Raw genomic sequence first — 16973 nt, forward strand, 5'->3', positions numbered from 1 at the left:
TAGGCGGTACCTCATCGGTCAACCAACGTATTCGTGTACGTGGTCTTGATGATACCAACCTAAAAGTAACAATTGATGGCGCACGTCAAGAAGGCGCATTGTTCTACCATATGGGTGATGTCACTATTGATCCAGATCTGCTAAAACAAGCAGAAGTATCAGTCGGCAATAACTCAGTGACGCTAGGCAATGATGCTATCGGCGGTGCGGTTGCTTTTGAGACAGTCGACGCGGCAGATTTACTCAAGCCAGGTCAAAAAGTAGGTGCTAAGCTGCATACAGGTTATGCTAGCAACAATGATGAACTGCTAACTTCTGCCACTGTATATGGTGCGCCAACAGAAAATATTGATTTACTGGCTTATTATGGCAAACGCAATGCGGACGCTGGTGAAGACGGTAAAGGCCGTAAAATCCAAACGGAAGACAGCGAAGGCGAAAACATCTTATTAAAAGCTGGTGCTTATGTCGGTAGTGATCATCATGTAGGCGCTAGCTTTAGCCGTACCGAAAACAAAGGCAAGTTCCCATTACGTCCAGATTTTCCTGCTGGCGGCTGGAACCCAATCATCCCGCAGGAAGTCAAACGTGATACCTATGCGCTTGACTATGCTTACAACCCTGCCAACCAATTGGTCAATGTAGATGCCAATGTATATCAGACCAGCACACAGATTTTGCGTAACTCTGATGGCGAACCTGGGTTTGAGTTTGATGCAGAAGTCCAAACCACAGGCGCAAAAGTACAAAACACTAGTATCATCGATAGCAGTATCATCAATGGTGTGCCAGGGGTTCATAAGTTCATCGCTGGAGTTGAGCATTACAAAAAAGAATCTGAGATGACACGCGACTTTGGTAATGCGAGCACCGATGAAGCAACCAATACGTCTGTATATCTAGAAGATCAATGGCAAATGGGCAAGTTTAGCTTGACGCCTGGTGTACGTTATGATCGTTATGAGTCTCCAGAGTATGTATCTGCTGGCAAGACTTACGACAATGTCGTTGGCGCATTGGCTGCTAGCTATGAAATTGCACCGCGCACCCAACTATTTGCAAGCTATACTCAGTTATTTAATGGTCCAGATCTTAGCCAAACGATTTTTAATTCCGATGGTGTTGATACGTATGTGAACAATGACCTAAAAGCAGAAGAAGGTGACAATGCAGAAGTCGGTATTGCTACAACGCTGCGTGGTCTGACTATGGCTGATGACTCTTTAAAATTAAGTGCTAAATACTTTGGAAACCAATATCGAAAACTATATCGAGTTTGTACGGTCAGGCTTGAGTTGTGGACCAAGTCTTGGAAATGATTGTCAAGGGGCGGTCAATAAGGATGAAGATTATAAAATCAAAGGTGTTGAGCTATCAGCCGATTATCGCGCAGATAACTTCAACATGGGTCTAAGCTATGCTCGCGCGCAGCAAAGGCGAGGATACGGGTTATAATATATCTTCTGTCAGTGGTGGTGGATCTGAGTCTGGCGACAAGTATATGGTCAACTTGGGTTACGCTCCAACCAACACTACCGAGCTTGGCTGGCGCAGCACTTACGTCGCCTCAGTGACGCCGGACACCGCGGGCGATGACAACGAAAAACCAAACTATGACGTGCATGATATCTTTATGAGCTATACACCAACTCAAGTTGAAGGCTTAAAAGCCACGCTTGGGGTATACAATATCTTTGATGAGACCTATGCCAGCCACGCATCACGTAACTCTATAGATGATGACTATACTGACTTTGAAATGGGACGTAATATCAAAACGTCTTTAACGTATCAGTTCTAATATATAGTCAATCAATATTAAAAGTGGTACAAGGCAGACGATTGCAAGTACTACAGTAGTAGGCTAAACGAGTCTAACGCTGTAACACTTTAATAGTGGTTCGACTATAGCTTATCTGGTTTGAGTCTAATCGTACTTATAGAGTCAGCTGTCTGTACATGGGAGCTGGCTTTTTATTGCCTACTGGCTTTTGGATTGGCTATAGCAGCAATGACGCTAACGGATAAATACCTACCCAAACAACATATAATAAAGAACCAAGACCAATGATTACATTCAATCCTCGTCAAGCCTGCTTGTGGATTCACCGTTATACTGGGCTTGCTATGGCAGCCTTTTTAATCATTGCCAGTCTCACGGGTGCGCTGCTCGCTTTTCATCATGAGTTAGATGACTTGTTTAACCATAAACTGGCGCGTGTCGAGGCACAAAACACGCCGATACAGTCTGTCGCTGCGCTGCATGATAGTGTGATCCGTACCTATCCACAGTATGGTTTTTCAAGTTTGCCGACGACCATTGAGGCGGGCAAGTCAGCGGTGTTTTCGGTAGATAGATGGCGCGGCGGCAAGCCTACCACGCCTGAGCCTGCTTTTAATGAGGTTTATGTCAACCCTTATACCGGCGCGATTATCGGTACGCGTGATAAGGAGGCATGGGCATGGCATAATACCATGTGGAAGGTGTTTTGGTTGCACCGCGACTTATTGCTTGGTGATATTGGTAAATGGGTCTTGGGTATTGTCTCGCTAGTTTGGACGATTAATTGCTTTATTGGCTTTTACTTAACGTTTCCTCGAGCAGTCAAATCGAGTCAGTCAAAACAAGTCTCTAGCAAAAACGCGCCTCGCTGTTTAAGCGCTGGCTACCTGCATGGAAAATCCGTACTAAGACCAATACCTTTAAGCTTAACTATGATTTGCATCATGCTTTTGGTCTGTGGCTATGGGTGATGCTGTTTGTCATCGCTTGGTCGAGCGTTGGGTTTAATCTAAAACCCGTTTATCAGCCTGTGATGCAGGCAGTGGTCGGACTGATGCCAAGAGAAAGAGGGCGACCGCCAACCAAGCCTGAACCGAATAAAACAGTAGAAAATCAGGGTAGGGCAGATAAGTCTATAAATTCAAATACGACTGTTAACGATAGCCGCAATACAGCGGATGCCATTGCTCAAGCAGTCAATAAGAGCAACAGCATTGCCTATCTGAGTGCCCAAGCCGATATTGCGGCGCGGCAGAATGGCACGGCTGTACAGCAGTTATTGGGTATCCGCTGGGTTGCAGAGGACGAGCAATGGCAAATGCGTTTCAAAACAGATAGAGATATTGGTACACACAGCGGCGCGTCATCTATTACGGTTGATGCTGCCACAGGAGAGGTTGCGCGTGTTAGTTTTGGTTATCAAAGCGGTTTTGGTAACAAAGTAGACCAATGGCTGTCAACGCTGCATATGGGACATGTCGGTCAAGGTTGGAGCCATCGACTGTATCAAGCATTTTTGGCAATGATTGGACTGGCAGTTGCGGTGCTATCAGGGACAGGTGTGTATCTATGGTGGAAAGGCCGACAGCAGCGTTTAAAGGCGTTGCAAAAGCTCAAATAGATATTAAAACATGAGAATTGATGTGCTCAATATAGTGCTAGTACCAATGTACTAGCATTATATTGAGCTTTTTACAAGAAGAAGTGGGGTTTTACACCGTATCAACAATCACAGGACGACCCTGATGATTGAGCACAGTCACATCGACATTGTATAAATCTTTCATTGTCTCTTGAGTAATAACATCAGCAGGGCGACCAACAGCCATCACTTCTCCTGCTTTCATTGTAACGACCGTATCGGCAAATTGTGCTGCTTGATTGATATCATGTAGGACGATCACCACGGTTTTTTGCTGGCTGTGGCTAAGCGTACGTAGCTCACGCATGAGTCGACCAGCATGATACATATCTAGGTTATTGAGTGGCTCATCAAGCAATAGAAAGGGCGTATCTTGGCAGACAATCATCGCAATCAGCACGCGCTGACGCTGTCCACCTGATAGCGTTGACAAGAAACGCTCGGCAAGTGGCTCCAGCTCAAAGCGTTCAAGGATTTCTTGTACTTTTGCTGATCTTCTGCGGTTGGTTGTCCTTGATGATAAGGGTAACGACCAAACATCAGCAGCTCATGCACGCGTAGTCGTCCTTGTACATGGTTGTCTTGTCCGAGCATCGCGACCGTCTTGGCAAGTGTGCGCGCCTGACAACTGACAATATCACGTTCCTCATTATCTACAGCGAAGCTTATTTGTCCAGATTGTAGCGGCTGCAAGCGAGCCATGACAGAAAACAACGTCGATTTTCCAGCGCCGTTAGGTCTAATCAAAGCAATGACCTGCGCCGTTGGTAGGGACAACGTAATGTCATGCAAGATTTGTTGTTTGCCAATATGGTGAGAGATATTATTCAGTTTAATCATAATCGTCTTATTTAAAAAAGTCTTAGGGCTTTCTTTATCAACAGCATCAGCTAAATAAACAATGTCGGCTAAGTCGTTATAACGAACGGCGCTGGGACATAAATATCAATGCCAAGAACACGAGGCCACCTGCGAGCTCTATCACAACGGACAATACGCCTGCCATATCTAGCACTTGCTCAAAGAGTGTCTGACCCAACACCAAGCAAATCATAGCGACCAAACTGACCAATATCAGCCGCTCAGTATGATACATGTGTCGAGCGATACGATTGGTCAATGCACAAACCAATAGACCAAAGAAAGTCACTGGACCGACCAGTGCCGTGGCTGTGGCGACTAGCACTGCGATAACAGTTAATAGGCCAAATGCCAGACGTTGATAATGGATACCAAGGTTAATGGCTTGGGCTTGTCCGAGCATCAGCACATCGCATTGGTAGCGCCAGCGCCAGACAAACACCGCAGTGATGATACAGATAAATAGGCTAATGCCTAATAGCTGAGGATTGACAGTATTGAACTGCGCGTAGCTAGCGGACTGTACGACCACAAAATCATCGGGGTTAATCAGCCGTGCAATGAGTGCTGATAAACTGCGGAACAACACACCAAAGATAACGCCCACCAATATCAAGCGTGTCAGATCCTGACTGCTTTTAGAAAATAATAGCTTAAATAATAATAAAGATGCCCCAAACATCAGGACAATCTCTAGCGTGAACTTGGCAATAGGATCGAGACTGGTAAAACTAATCGCCCCTAAAAAGAAAACCAGTAAGCTTTGTAGCAAAATATAGAGCGAATCAAATCCGAGTAGGGAGGGCGTTAGAATTGGATTGTGAGTCAACGTTTGAAACAATAACGTCGACACGCCTATCGCATAGCCAACCACCATCAGTGCCAGCAGTTTTTTTGCCGCGTAGCGGTAGCGCAAAGTCCCAATAGCCATTGACATTGAGTGTCATAAACAAGGTCATCGAGATCAGTAGAATAATAGCTGCAATGGATTTCGGATGCGCTGCTATCCATGCCCAAAGCTTTGCCAACTGACCTTGGGCAGCAGCTGAATACTGACCATCTGCTGCAGATGAGTTATCTATCGCTGTGTTGGTTTCCGTAGAACGAGCCTTTGTGGCAGTAAGCTTAGTTGATGAGAACATAAATAAATCCTATGATGCCAAGCTTATCTAAATAAGGCAAAAAATGAACGACGGTAAGTGAGTGGTTAATCGATTAAAGATTGCTGTTTTATTATTCAGCTTTACTGCTTAGTCTTATTGCTCAGCTGGCGCGCGCAGTAATAGCCATAAAAACAGCACTGTACCGACCACGCCAAATATGGTGGCAACAGGCACTTCAAATGGATAGCGAATCGAGCGACCGATAATATCGCACAGCAATACTGCTGAAGCGCCCAGTAGCGCGACTGCAGGCAAGCTACGACGCAACTTATCTCCCATCAGTCGGCTCACAATGTTTGGCACGACGAGGCCAATAAAAGGAATCATACCGACCGTCACGACGACAACGGCACTCATCATCGCCACCATCCCCACACCAATCCACGTCACTTGGCGTTTACTAATACCTAAGTTCAAGGCGATATTGTCACCCAAACCAACGATGGTTAGCTTATCTGCGATGATATAGGCGAGTACACACAGCGCGCCCGTGAGCCACAGCAGCTCATAACGACCTGCTAAGACGCCTGAGAAATCCCCAAACTGCCACACGCTGAGCATCTGTAGCGATTCGGTTTGATAGGCGATAAAGGTAGTGACTGCTTCGATAATGCCGCCGAAGACAATACCAATCAGTGGAACCATCAAAAAATCAGTCGGCGGAATACGGTGAATCAATAGCATAAATAGCATCATGCCGAATACAGCGGCGATGGTCGCTACGCTCATCTTCACAATGAGCGCACTGGCAGGAAATAGCAGACTGACCACCAGCAAACCGAGCGCGGCGCTTTGGGTCGCACCGACCATGGACGGCTCTACAAAGCGGTTTTTTAGCACCACTTGGATGATCATTCCTGCCACTGCCATCGCAATGCCCGTCAAAATAATCGCAACGGTGCGCGGGATACGGCTGACCAGTAGTAGCGAGCTATCAGAGTTTGCACTATGACTAATGATACTTTGTAAGATACCCGACCACGAAAAGTCAGCCACACCAATAGATAAGCTCAATAACACCAAAAGCCCCATGATAATGAGGCTTGCGGTGTTGATTAACCACGGTGGCATGGCAGCACGTCGATATTTCGAGCCTAAAGTATGGCTAGCGCTTCCTTGCCAATTTGATACTGGCAGAGAAGCGTTAGGTTTGAGCCTAGCACGAGCACGGTGTGAAAATAACGACATAATCTTTATTGGCTTAAAAATGAGCAAGGTTAACGGTAATAATTACCTACTTGTGCAATAATCGCTTGTATAGAGAACGACGTTATTTAGCGTTAGCAAAAGCATCTTTAATCGTTGTGAGATCCTGCATCCATTGGTAATAGCCACCAAACGCTAGGTAAGAGTCTGGGCTTAGATAAACCACTTGCTGCTTGCTCCAAGCGTTGGTTTGCGCGACCAGCGGATTGTCCAATACGGCTTTGGCACCGATACCATCTTCACCAATCGCGGCGCTGCGATCGATAACAAACAACCAGTCTGGGTTGGCTTTTTGAATATATTCAAAAGAGACCGGCTGTCCATGAGGGGCATCGGCAATTTGCTTATCTGCCATTGGCACATCTAGCACCGTATGGATAAACCCGTAACGAGATTTATCGCCATATGCTGACATTTTATTGCCATTAACCATAACGACCAGACCAGTGCCTTTATCTTTAGTGACACCCCTTTGTCCTCGTCAATAAGCGTATCTATGTCTTGTTGCAATCTAGCGGCCTGATCGCTTTTGCCAAACAACGCACCCAAATCATGCAAACGCTGCTTACTCGACTCATAAATATTAGCCGTGTCGATAGACATATCCAACGTCGGCGCGATGTTTGACAGCTCATTATACTTTTCTGCCATGCGTGAGCCCACCAATATTGCTTGTGGTTGCATGGCATTCAATGCCTCAAGATCTGGCTCAAACACAGTGCCGACCGCTTTTGGTTCAGGCTGCGTTTTTGAGTGTAAATTGTCTAACAGCAAACTGCCTGGCATACCGTCAACAGCCACGTCTAGTGCTGCCAAGTCTTGCATCAAGGTCATGTCATAAACCACCAGCGGTGAGGGACTCATTGCCAATTCAACATCACCCTTAACCGTATTCACCGTGATTTTTTCAGCAGAGACGGCATCATGGTTGGCCACGTTTGACGATTCATTGGCCGTTTGATTGGTAGCTGTCGCATCAGCTGATTCAGTCTCAGGCGAGCTACAACCTGTCACACTGATAGCAGCGATTAAAGCTGTCATCATCAATAATGGACGTTTAAAAATAGGAATAGTACGACGGTGTGATAATGGGGTAGTAGACATAAGGGACTCGGTATATCAGGATGTTTAAGCAGTCTGTTAATAAGATAACTGCACAGGTAGCACAATAAAAATAGAAAATGATGAGAGCAGCTGAGCAGAGTAATGCTCATATCAAAGGGGTGCCGATAGAGCGCCTGTCAGTTTTACTCTCTAGCCTTATTCTTTTGGGTTGAGCGTTTTATGGTTTGGATATTTTTATGCGCATCAGTTTTTGATCATGATACGAAAAAACCAAACAGCCGTTATGATAAAGTAGTTGAGACTCATTATCAATAATAATGATAATGATTTTTATTGGCGATAAGTACTTATCTAAAAGACTTATTAAAAAAGCGAGCTAAATACGGGCGAGATGGCAGTAATGCTCAATAGTTATAGGGTATCTGTCAGAGATAAGAGGCAATGAGTTCACAAAGCAAAAAAAATATTATAAATTATTATTGATAATAATTATCGTTTGCATTATTATCAACGCCATTCCACCTCGGATAATAAACATTAGGCTGTTATGAGTTCAACGGATTTAGAGACACCACCAACCAGATTGATACTGCTATCTCTTCTCGTAGTGGTAGGGTTGCATGTACTCACCGCAGTCGCCTTGGCGGTGATGAAAACGCCCAAACCACAGCCTGCGCCAAAAAAAGATATCACGCCTGTCGAAATAGAGTTTGTGACGTTACCTGCTAATAATGCAGTAGCGAAAGTAGAAACGAAAGAACCTGTGCAGCAGGTCAAAAGGTCACCGTCAAAAAGAAGTGCAACCTAAGCCTGTACAAAAGCCAAAAGCAGAGCCACCGCCTAAGAAGCGTGTCGAAACACCTATAGAACCAGCGAAGCCTGTGGTGAAAAAAAGTATCTGAAACACCGCCAATCATCGCAACCGAAAAAACATCTACTGAGAGTAGTCAAAAGCCTGTACCAAAAGAAGCAGCACCCAAAAAGATCAGCCCAGAACCGATAGTCGATACATCGGCTGCTGATGAACAGCGCAAAGAGGCTGCTGCTCGAGCCAAAAAAGCCGCTCAAGAAGCACAAGACAGAGCAGCGCAAGAAGCTAAAAGAGTCGCGGATGCTAAGGCTGCGGCACAAGCAAAAGCTGCTAGAGAAGCAGAAGCCGCCGCCCAAGCACAAGCCGCTAGAGAAGCAGCTGAGGCAGCTGCAGAAGCTGCTGCTCGAGCACAGAGTAATGAGCCTGTAAGCTTTACTGCGAGCGCTGCCAATTGGGCCTCTGCGCCAAACTTTAGCTTTCCTGATCGTGCGGCACGTAGAGCGCGTTCAGGTGATACGCTCAACGTGGTATTGGTATTGCGTGTCAATAAACAAGGTGGTATCGATAGCGTGCGAGTGGCGCAGTCTTCAGGCAATACTTTGCTGGATAAAGAAGCCCAGCGTCAAGTACGCTTTGGCAAGTTCAAACCCTTTACCAAGAATGGCGCACCAGTGGTGGGCAATGTGACCTGCCGATCAGCTATGTAGTTCCTTAAGTATTTATATTATATAACAACGTATTTATTGATAATTTTTCATAATAAGACAAGGCATGATACTCATTTTAGTAGCATGTGATGGCATAAAACATTAAGGAGTCTGATATGGACTTTATGCAATACTGGCAGATCAGCGACATGGTGACAAAGACGTTATTCTTTTTGTTACTTGCGTTATCTATTCTCTCTTGGGTGACAGGTATCGTCCGCGTATTGCAAAGTCGCAAACTGGCGACCAGTGTGGCAGATGACTTGAGTCAACAACTACAAGCAAAGCAGGCCGATTTGGTCGGCTCCGATGCTGCCGCTCATCGTTTGGTCACTGAACAGACGTTACTCAAGCACATAGGGCGCTACCGTTTTGCGAGCGAGCGCGGCTTACCTATTCTTGGCACGACGGCAGCGATCGCGCCATTTATCGGCTTATTTGGCACGGTGTGGGGCATTTTCCACGCGCTGCATAATATTGGTATGAGTGGACAGGCAGGATTGGGACAAGTGGCAGGCCCCGTTGGTGAGGCACTAATTATGACGGGTCTTGGTATCGCTGTGGCTATTCCAGCTGTGGTGTTTTACAACCTAGCAGTACGTATCAATCGCCGTGTGATGTATCAAGCCAATGATAGAGCACATGATCTGTTGTCCGGGTCTGCTGAGCCTGTGCCATCGTCTACTAGCCCGAATGCGGGCGCAACATCGGTGCAGGCGGTTAAAGGCAATCGCTTAAATACTATCGATGCAGCAGTAGACACGCAGCAAGCGCGCCACTACAGCAGCTCTGTGGCAGAATAAAAAAGCACCTCTTGGCGGCATGACAATAAACACAAATATTGAGAATAATTATGGCATTTCAACTGGGTGATAATGACGTTCAAGGTATGAATGAGATGAACCTCATTCCGCTTATCGATATCATGCTGGTATTGATGATTATCTTTTTATTGACAGCGACCGTGCTGAATCCGACGGTTCCTTTAGATTTGCCAAAGACCAGTGCTGAGGTCAATCAAACGCCGCCAGAAGCCATTCAAATCAGTATTGATAAAGACGCGGGAATATTTTGGGACAGCGATCCCATCAGCATGGAAGCGCTAGAGGCGCGTCTGCAAGAGCAAGGCGCAACCGGCAAAGATCCTTCAGTACAACTGCGCGCCGATAAAGAAGGTAAGTATGATACGGTTGCTCAGGTCTTGGCGGCTGCCAGTCAAGCAGGACTTACCAAGATTGCCTTTGTCAATGAATAATAGCAGCGATAAACGGTAGTAAGTAGTAATAAGCAGCGAAATGCAACGTCCGTTACAGCAAAAAATTGGCGATATAAATCAACAAGCCAATGAATAGCACGAGCGCCATAACAATAATAAGAACGATCAAAATAATAAGCTTCTCTCCGACCTCAGTGACGACTTAAACCTCAAATTAAGTCATCACTGAGGTTTTCTTTACCAGCCATAGCCAAATGGACGGTAGCCAAAGCCCAGATGTCCGTAACCAAACGGATAAGGCGAGCGCAAGTAATCCAGATCGCGCTGACGGATATAGTAGTAGCGTCCTTGAGAGTAAGCTTCTTCTAATTTCTCAATACCTTCTAATGGACAGACTGGCTGCCAGTCATAGCCTTCGCGACCGAGCTTATAAGCATTCAGTTCGGTACAGTAGTTTTTGAGACCTTGCTGTCGTCCTTGCTCCCACTGTATGCGATTGGGACTTGCGCCGCCAACACTGGCGCAGCTGTTGGTATAATGCCCGAAGTAAGCCCCTGAACGACCTTGTAGACCATCGGCATAACCGACTTCTTGCCAGTTACTGCTTTGACATTGCTGCGGGGTCAGGCTTTGGGTGGTGGCACAGCCTGACACTGTTAGCACGATTGCGCCAAGTAATGATAAGCTTATGACAGTGTTGCTCAGGAGTTTACCTGTCAGCTTGCTAGCGATATAAGCGCTTGACGAGTTTGACTTAATAAGATAATTCATAATAAACCTGCGCGCGTTTAAAATTATGGTTTATCATAGCACTTTTTTACGCCGACCACTTTTTGTATCTGGTTTTTGTATGTGGCTATGCTACTGATGATTAGGCACGCTAAATGTCTGATTTAACAGTATAACTGACAAATAAAGAGTGAGCCATATAGCCAGTTTTTGAATAGTAGTTGAGTGGCAGTGCTTGATTTTTTGCGGGTTCGAGCTCATTATAAGTCTTGCTATATCGTTATCTGTCATGTGAGTAGCAGCCAGTTCACGTTAACGATTTATAGGATAGTTATTTATAAAGCCGTTATTTTTACTGTTAGCGTAGACAGCGGTTATCAGCCGTGGCAGTTATATTGATATTGTTTAGCATCATTTTTATTTAGTTAAAAGGCCAGAGCATCATGGGAACATTGATTGGCGTTATCATTGTACTATTCGTCTTAGGGAGTATGATGGCGCTCAAACCGAATGGTATCGATCAGCGTTTAGACAAGCTGCGTATGACCGCACGCCGTTTGCAGCTTAATCCAAAGCTCGTTGCTTGCCCTGATTGGATCAAAGGTCGTGATAATGAATATGGCCGCGGTATGCTTGGACAGTATTGTCTGATATTAGAAGAGACCAAACTGCCGCACACACGCTATCAAGTGATCGATGGACAATGGCGACCAGATAGTAGTTTTGTTGATACCAGCGATGATGCAAAAACACTCCATATTCCAAGTGCCATTCGCTCTACGCAAAGCAGCAATAATGTGACGGTGAAAAAAACCGATTTTAGCTTGGACAAAGCGCCATTAGAGCTACCAGTGAGCATTGAGCCGTTTGTTAAAGGGCTGATGACCAAGGCAAATAGCATTATCATCTATTGGGAAGACATTGCTTACGTGCGCCCAAACTCTAATCCCACGTATCATCAGCAACGGATTGAGGCAGATCTGTTAGTGCTCAAAGCCAATCTTGAGAAATGGGCGATACAAATGCAAAAAGACGTGAAAGGCTAGTAAAGCGCTTTTTTGTCTCCATTAACAGCCTATATACAAGCAGTTTTTTATATTCAATTTATTTAAAGTTGACAGTTTAACGCTTAGCAGTGTAACGTCTTTATAACTATATCTTTATTTTATGGTTATAATTTGTTTTATAACCTTTTTATCAGCAGCTACTATTACTATAAATAGCTGGGTCATGGCTAACCCCTGATCATCAGCACCCATAAATTACTCCGCTGCTGACTGTAATGTTACTTTCAATCTACTTATACTTTTAATCACTTATATTATGGTGTCGTCAAATATGGCAAAAACCACAACCAAAAAAACCGCAGCATCAGCTGCTGACAGCCCAAAGGGCAAGTCTTTGGTGATTGTAGAATCACCAGCCAAAGCAAAAACCATTAATAAATATCTTGGCGATGATTTTATCGTACGCTCGAGCATCGGTCATGTCCGTGATTTACCAGTTAGTGCAAATAAAAGCGCAAAAAAAAGCAACCACGACCAAAAAAGATGACAACCTGACAAAAGAAGAAAAAAGCACAGCAAGCACTGGTACGCCGTATGGGCGTAGATCCAGAACACGACTGGGCGGCGGTCTATGAAGTATTGCCAAACAAAACCAAGGTCATCAAAGAGCTCAAAGCACTGGCCAAAGACGCTGACAAAATCTATCTGGCAACGGATATGGATAGAGAAGGGGAGGCGATCGCTTGGCATCTAAAAGAAGTTATCGGCGGCCCTGATAGCAAGTATCAACGTGTGGTCTTTAATGAGATTACCAAATCAGCCATCCAAAATGCCTTTAAACAACCCCTCAAAGCTTGATATCGATCGCGTCAATGCTCAGCAAGCGCGCAGATTCTTGGACCGTGTCGTTGGCTTTATGATATCGCCACTATTATGGCAAAGATTGCTCGCGGACTATCAGCAGGCCGTGTGCAGTCAGTCGCTATGCGCTTGGTCGTTGAGCGTGAGCATGAAATTCGCGCGTTCATTCCAGAAGAATACTGGCAAATCCATGCAGATACACATGTCGCTCATGATAAAACCAAAAAAGCCTCAGATGCGGAGCAAATCGGTATCCGTTTAGAGGCGACCAAACAAGGCGGTAAAACGCTAAAGCTTGGCAATAAAGAGCAAACCGATAAAGTGCTTGAGATACTCAAGGCAAGCGATTTTATCGTTAAAGAGCGTGAAGAGAAGCCAACCCAGTCACGTCCAAGTGCGCCTTTTATCACCTCGACTTTGCAGCAAGCCGCCAGTACACGTTTGGGATTTTCTGTTAAAAAGACCATGATTTTGGCGCAGCGTCTATATGAGGCGGGTCACATCACTTATATGCGTACCGACTCGACGTTCTTGTCTGGTGATGCGCTCGCGGCTGTCCGTGGTCATATCGAAGACAGCTATGGCGCAAAATACGTACCAGAAAAGCCAAATTTTTATGGCAATAAGCAAGGCGCACAAGAGGCGCATGAAGCGATTCGTCCTTCTAATGTCAACTTAAAGTCAACGCAAATGAAAGGCGTTGAGCGTGATGCCATACGTCTATACGAGCTAATCTGGCGGCAGTTTGTGGCGTGTCAGATGTTGCCTGCCAAATATCTATCAGTCAATCTTTTGGTAGAGGCGGGTAATGTCGAGCTAAAAGCGCGCGGCCGTACGATGACTTTTGATGGCTATACTCGTGTTATGCCGCCGGCCAAAACTGATGATACGCTGCTCCCTGATGTCAAAAAAGGCGATAAGCTCACCCTAGATAAGCTCGATCCGAGCCAACACTTTACCAAGCCGCCACCGCGCTATACTGAGGCAAGCCTTGTCAAAGAGCTTGAGAAAAAAGGTATTGGTCGTCCCTCGACTTATGCCTCAATTATCTCCACCATTCAAGACCGCGGCTATGTCAAGCTCGAAAACAAGCGCTTGTTTGCCGAAAAAATGGGCGATATCGTCACCGATAGATTGACCGCAAGCTTCCCAGATTTGATGGATTATACCTTTACTGCTGCGCTTGAAGACAAGCTCGATCATGTCGCCGAGGGTGAGCAAGATTGGAAAGACGTGCTCGATAATTTCTATGGTGAGTTCAAAACCACCCTTGAGCATGCCAAAGGCAAAGATGGCATGCGTCCGAATGATCCAACCGACGTGCCAGATGTCCATTGTGATATCTGTGATCGTCCGATGCAGCTGCGTACAGGGTCAACAGGCGTATTTTTGGGTTGTACTGGCTATAACTTGCCGCCGAAAGAGCGCTGTAAAGGCACCAAAAATCTAATGCCAGTCGAAGCGTTTGCCAACTTAGATGATGCAGAAGGTGATGACGAAGCGGCAGAAGTCAAAGATTTGATGGAGAAAAAACGCTGTCCGAAATGCGGCACCGCCATGAATGGTTATATCGTCGATGGTGGTCTCAAGCTACACATCTGCGGTAATAACCCTGATTGTGACGGTTATATTCTAGAAGAAGGTAAGTTTGAAGTACCAGGCTCAGATGCGCCAACCATCGACTGTGACAAGTGTGATGGTCAGATGGAGCTAAAGACAGGTCGCTTTGGCCCATACTTTGCTTGTCAGAACTGCGACAACACCCGCAAGGTGCTAAAAACAGGCGAAGCAGCACCGCCGCGTATGGATCCTATTCATCTACCAGAGCTAAAATCGACCAAGCATGATGATTACTTCATCTTGCGTGAAGGGGCGGCTGGCATGTTCCTTGCGGCCTCTAAATTTCCAAAGGTGCGCGAGACTCGTGCGCCCAAGCTCGCTGAGCTACGTGAAATAAAAGACAAGATGGAAGACAAGTTCCAATATCTGTTTGCAGGGCCAGATGAAGATCCTGAGGGTAACCCAACTATATTACGTTGGTCACGTAAGAAAAAAGAGCAGTACATCGGCTCTGAGAGAAAAACGGCAAGGCCACCCGTTGGGGTGTGTACTGGCGTAAAGGCGAGTGGGTAGAAGAGTAACCACTTTTCTACCGGTCATAAAAAACCTCTTAACCGTATACAATAGTTAAGAGGTTTTTTATGGCTAATATATATAGTATTAGTTCATCTCGATAATACCGCAAGCAACACGGTCACCTGATGCGCCTGATGGTTGGCTGGTGTAATCGTCAGCGCCAGAATGTACGATAAAGGCGCGGCGATTCACGCTATACTTACCTGCTTTATCGGCCGTGATTTTTTTGTTCACATAGTTGATAGTAGCGACGCCATCTTCATTGGCTGTCAGGTTAGGTAGGTCACCTGCATGACCATTCATATCATCGGGATTAGAATGTGGTTTGTTGTCAGGATTGAAGTGACCGCCTGCCGCTTTACCCATATCAGCACAGCTACCTGTCTCATGAATATGTAGTGCAACCGTTTGGCCCGGCTGTAGATTCATGAGCTTACCGTAGACTTGTACACCGCCATCGACAGGACGCAGGAACATCTGTCCGACTTCGTTCTTATCACCGCTCACTGCTTTGATGGTAGATTTTAGTGCTGGCTGATTGACAGGATTGCCTGTTTGCATTTGACCTTCGACCGTTTGGCAACCAGTCATGGCTAACGCTGATCCGCATAGTAGGGCACTTGCAAGCATTGTCTTATTCATTATTATCTCCAGTTATTTTATTCATTATTTAGAACGTAGTTAAAGTTACAAATATCTGTATTTATTGTTCTGTTAGAGCGCGTATCGATATTCGTTAACATCATCGTCAGTATAGCCAAGCAAACCCTATAGTTATTCATTAAATGCGCAACAATCGGTTAATAAATGTAAGTAACGTATGGGTTTGAAAGTGTATTAAGGGATTTTCTTTGGCTCATTTTTCCAAATTAATGTCTCGCCAGAATCTAGCGTTTGGGTGAGTAAATAGCTTTGCTCTGACTGCGCTATAGTTGCCTTATTATCCGCGTGCGTTAAGATCAGTCGACTCGTGCTATAGGCCATCATATGTCGAAGCCGTGACTCAATGTCATCAATAGTGTCACCGCAGCTCATCATTGTGGAAGGAAAACCGCCAGTGAGTAAATTTTGATTGATAGAGAGGGTGTAAGGCCCACTAACGCCGTTGCAGCCAACAGAGATACCAAAGCTTTGACCATATATACCTGACTCAAAACCATTTTTTTCGTCACTTTCATCGTCACCATAGTTATCCAAACCGTAGGAAAGGGGTGATGGGCTTTTCTGTCTGCGTAAATTCGCTCATGACGGCGCCTGTTTGGTCCGTCACTTGTAATAGTTGCCAACGATAGCCCTCTAATAATTCATTGGTGAGTAGTATGCCAGCTACGGGGCGTTCAGGTTTAGGCGTGCCCGTAAAGATTAGGGTTTTGCCCTTATCCGTTCTTAAAGCCAGCTGTTTTTCTAAGGTTTTGGTAGCACGTACTGACTGAGGCAGCGCGGGAACAAATGTAAAATTCGTTCCTGCATAAGGCTTAAAAGTTGCGTTTAATAGATATGCTGTATCGCTAGGGATGATTGTATTACCGCGCCAATCTTGGGTAGTTGCTTGATATATCGCAGTGCAGTCAGCAGCCGTGACTGGTGATTTAGTTGTATCTTGTATTGATGCTTGTGTATAAGGATAAGGTAGAGGCAGCCACATATCAAAGGACACGATGTATCGATAACAGCCGTCATCAAAAGTTAACAGGTCTGGGCGAACGTCCATCGTTAGGGGCGGCTGAAGGTTGAGGCGTGTGAGTTTGCCTTTATCATTACTAACCTGTGTTAATTGCCAGTTATA

19 protein-coding genes and 2 pseudogenes are annotated in these 16973 nt (G+C 45.5%); 10 read left to right on the forward strand and 11 right to left on the reverse strand.

Features of this window, described 5'->3' with window-relative positions:
* Positions 1-29 precede the first annotated feature (29 nt).
* From PKHYL_RS03645 to PKHYL_RS17110, 4 genes are all read left to right on the forward strand, one after another.
* Positions 30-1319 (forward strand): TonB-dependent receptor domain-containing protein, encoded by a 1290-nt coding sequence (locus PKHYL_RS03645; protein ID WP_240366489.1) that lies wholly within the window; start codon positions 30-32, stop codon positions 1317-1319.
* Between the two features lie 98 nt (positions 1320-1417).
* Positions 1418-1801, forward strand: coding sequence for a TonB-dependent receptor (locus PKHYL_RS03650; RefSeq protein WP_240366001.1), 384 nt, complete (start codon positions 1418-1420; stop codon positions 1799-1801).
* Between the two features lie 266 nt (positions 1802-2067).
* Positions 2068-2754 (forward strand): PepSY-associated TM helix domain-containing protein, encoded by a 687-nt coding sequence (locus PKHYL_RS17105; protein WP_269778237.1) that lies wholly within the window; start codon positions 2068-2070, stop codon positions 2752-2754.
* Entirely contained in the window at positions 2682-3404 is a 723-nt protein-coding gene (locus PKHYL_RS17110) for a PepSY-associated TM helix domain-containing protein (protein ID WP_269778310.1), read from the forward strand. Before PKHYL_RS17105 ends, PKHYL_RS17110 begins: the two co-directional genes overlap by 73 nt.
* A 91-nt stretch (positions 3405-3495) precedes the next feature.
* Here the strand turns inward: PKHYL_RS17110 and PKHYL_RS18505 are convergent.
* The 6 genes and pseudogenes from PKHYL_RS18505 to PKHYL_RS03685 all read right to left on the reverse strand — a co-directional run bounded on the left by PKHYL_RS18505 (position 3496) and on the right by PKHYL_RS03685 (position 7759).
* Positions 3496-4265, reverse strand: a pseudogene (locus PKHYL_RS18505) (ATP-binding cassette domain-containing protein).
* 76 nt (positions 4266-4341) lie between these two features.
* Positions 4342-5139 carry an iron chelate uptake ABC transporter family permease subunit gene (locus tag PKHYL_RS03670; protein ID WP_332835923.1) on the reverse strand — a complete coding sequence of 266 codons (798 nt, stop codon included), beginning with the start codon at positions 5137-5139 and terminating at the stop codon, positions 4342-4344.
* A complete protein-coding gene (locus tag PKHYL_RS17965) occupies positions 5072-5428 on the reverse strand; it encodes a hypothetical protein (protein ID WP_332835924.1) in 357 nt (118 codons plus the stop codon). Before PKHYL_RS17965 ends, PKHYL_RS03670 begins: the two co-directional genes overlap by 68 nt.
* A gap of 114 nt (positions 5429-5542) precedes the next feature.
* Positions 5543-6520: an ABC transporter permease gene (locus PKHYL_RS03675; protein WP_071002159.1), complete on the reverse strand. Its 978-nt coding sequence runs from the start codon at positions 6518-6520 to the stop codon at positions 5543-5545.
* Between the two features lie 199 nt (positions 6521-6719).
* The gene (locus tag PKHYL_RS03680; protein WP_240366003.1) at positions 6720-7070 is read right to left on the reverse strand and encodes an ABC transporter substrate-binding protein; all 351 of its coding nucleotides are present in this window, start codon (positions 7068-7070) and stop codon (positions 6720-6722) included.
* Complete coding sequence (locus PKHYL_RS03685; RefSeq protein ID WP_240366004.1) at positions 7019-7759, reverse strand: ABC transporter substrate-binding protein; 741 nt, start codon at positions 7757-7759, stop codon at positions 7019-7021. Before PKHYL_RS03685 ends, PKHYL_RS03680 begins: the two co-directional genes overlap by 52 nt.
* 508 nt (positions 7760-8267) lie before the next feature.
* On the opposite strand from PKHYL_RS03685, the gene PKHYL_RS03690 reads away from it, so the two are divergent.
* Complete coding sequence (locus PKHYL_RS03690) at positions 8268-8528, forward strand: hypothetical protein (protein WP_240366005.1); 261 nt, start codon at positions 8268-8270, stop codon at positions 8526-8528.
* 256 nt (positions 8529-8784) lie between these two features.
* On the opposite strand, the gene PKHYL_RS03695 is transcribed toward PKHYL_RS03690, so the two are convergent.
* Entirely contained in the window at positions 8785-9054 is a 270-nt protein-coding gene (locus PKHYL_RS03695; protein WP_240366006.1) for a hypothetical protein, read from the reverse strand.
* A 1-nt stretch (position 9055) separates the two neighbouring features.
* Here PKHYL_RS03695 and PKHYL_RS03700 point away from each other — a divergent pair, with 1 nt between their 5' ends.
* The 3 genes from PKHYL_RS03700 (at position 9056) to PKHYL_RS03710 (ending at position 10493) form a co-directional block, all read left to right on the forward strand.
* Positions 9056-9238: an energy transducer TonB gene (locus tag PKHYL_RS03700; RefSeq protein ID WP_240366007.1), complete on the forward strand. Its 183-nt coding sequence runs from the start codon at positions 9056-9058 to the stop codon at positions 9236-9238.
* A gap of 116 nt (positions 9239-9354) precedes the next feature.
* The gene (locus tag PKHYL_RS03705; RefSeq protein WP_240366008.1) at positions 9355-10041 is read left to right on the forward strand and encodes a MotA/TolQ/ExbB proton channel family protein; all 687 of its coding nucleotides are present in this window, start codon (positions 9355-9357) and stop codon (positions 10039-10041) included.
* Between the two features lie 50 nt (positions 10042-10091).
* Positions 10092-10493, forward strand: coding sequence for an ExbD/TolR family protein (locus PKHYL_RS03710; protein ID WP_240366009.1), 402 nt, complete (start codon positions 10092-10094; stop codon positions 10491-10493).
* Positions 10494-10691: 198 nt separating this feature from the next.
* Here PKHYL_RS03710 and PKHYL_RS03715 read toward each other — a convergent pair whose 3' ends face one another.
* Positions 10692-11225, reverse strand: coding sequence for a DUF2799 domain-containing protein (locus PKHYL_RS03715; protein WP_071002154.1), 534 nt, complete (start codon positions 11223-11225; stop codon positions 10692-10694).
* Positions 11226-11626: 401 nt separating this feature from the next.
* On the opposite strand from PKHYL_RS03715, the gene PKHYL_RS03720 reads away from it, so the two are divergent.
* Both PKHYL_RS03720 and topA read left to right on the forward strand, forming a co-directional pair.
* Positions 11627-12229, forward strand: a complete 603-nt coding sequence (locus PKHYL_RS03720) for a hypothetical protein (protein ID WP_075106813.1) — start codon at positions 11627-11629, stop codon at positions 12227-12229.
* A 292-nt stretch (positions 12230-12521) separates the two neighbouring features.
* Positions 12522-15192: pseudogene (gene topA, locus PKHYL_RS03725) on the forward strand (type I DNA topoisomerase).
* Positions 15193-15271: 79 nt separating this feature from the next.
* Here the strand turns inward: topA and PKHYL_RS03730 are convergent.
* The 3 genes from PKHYL_RS03730 to PKHYL_RS03740 form a co-directional block, all read right to left on the reverse strand.
* Positions 15272-15829, reverse strand: coding sequence for a superoxide dismutase family protein (locus PKHYL_RS03730; RefSeq protein ID WP_212564267.1), 558 nt, complete (start codon positions 15827-15829; stop codon positions 15272-15274).
* A 195-nt stretch (positions 15830-16024) separates the two neighbouring features.
* Positions 16025-16384 carry an META domain-containing protein gene (locus tag PKHYL_RS03735; RefSeq protein ID WP_240366010.1) on the reverse strand — a complete coding sequence of 120 codons (360 nt, stop codon included), beginning with the start codon at positions 16382-16384 and terminating at the stop codon, positions 16025-16027.
* A complete protein-coding gene (locus PKHYL_RS03740) occupies positions 16377-16844 on the reverse strand; it encodes a hypothetical protein (RefSeq protein ID WP_240366011.1) in 468 nt (155 codons plus the stop codon). The genes PKHYL_RS03735 and PKHYL_RS03740 overlap by 8 nt, the downstream gene beginning before the upstream one ends.
* Between the last annotated feature and the right edge of the window lie 129 nt (positions 16845-16973).

Source organism: Psychrobacter sp. KH172YL61 (assembly GCF_007182895.1).
Classification (GTDB): domain Bacteria; phylum Pseudomonadota; class Gammaproteobacteria; order Pseudomonadales; family Moraxellaceae; genus Psychrobacter; species Psychrobacter pacificensis.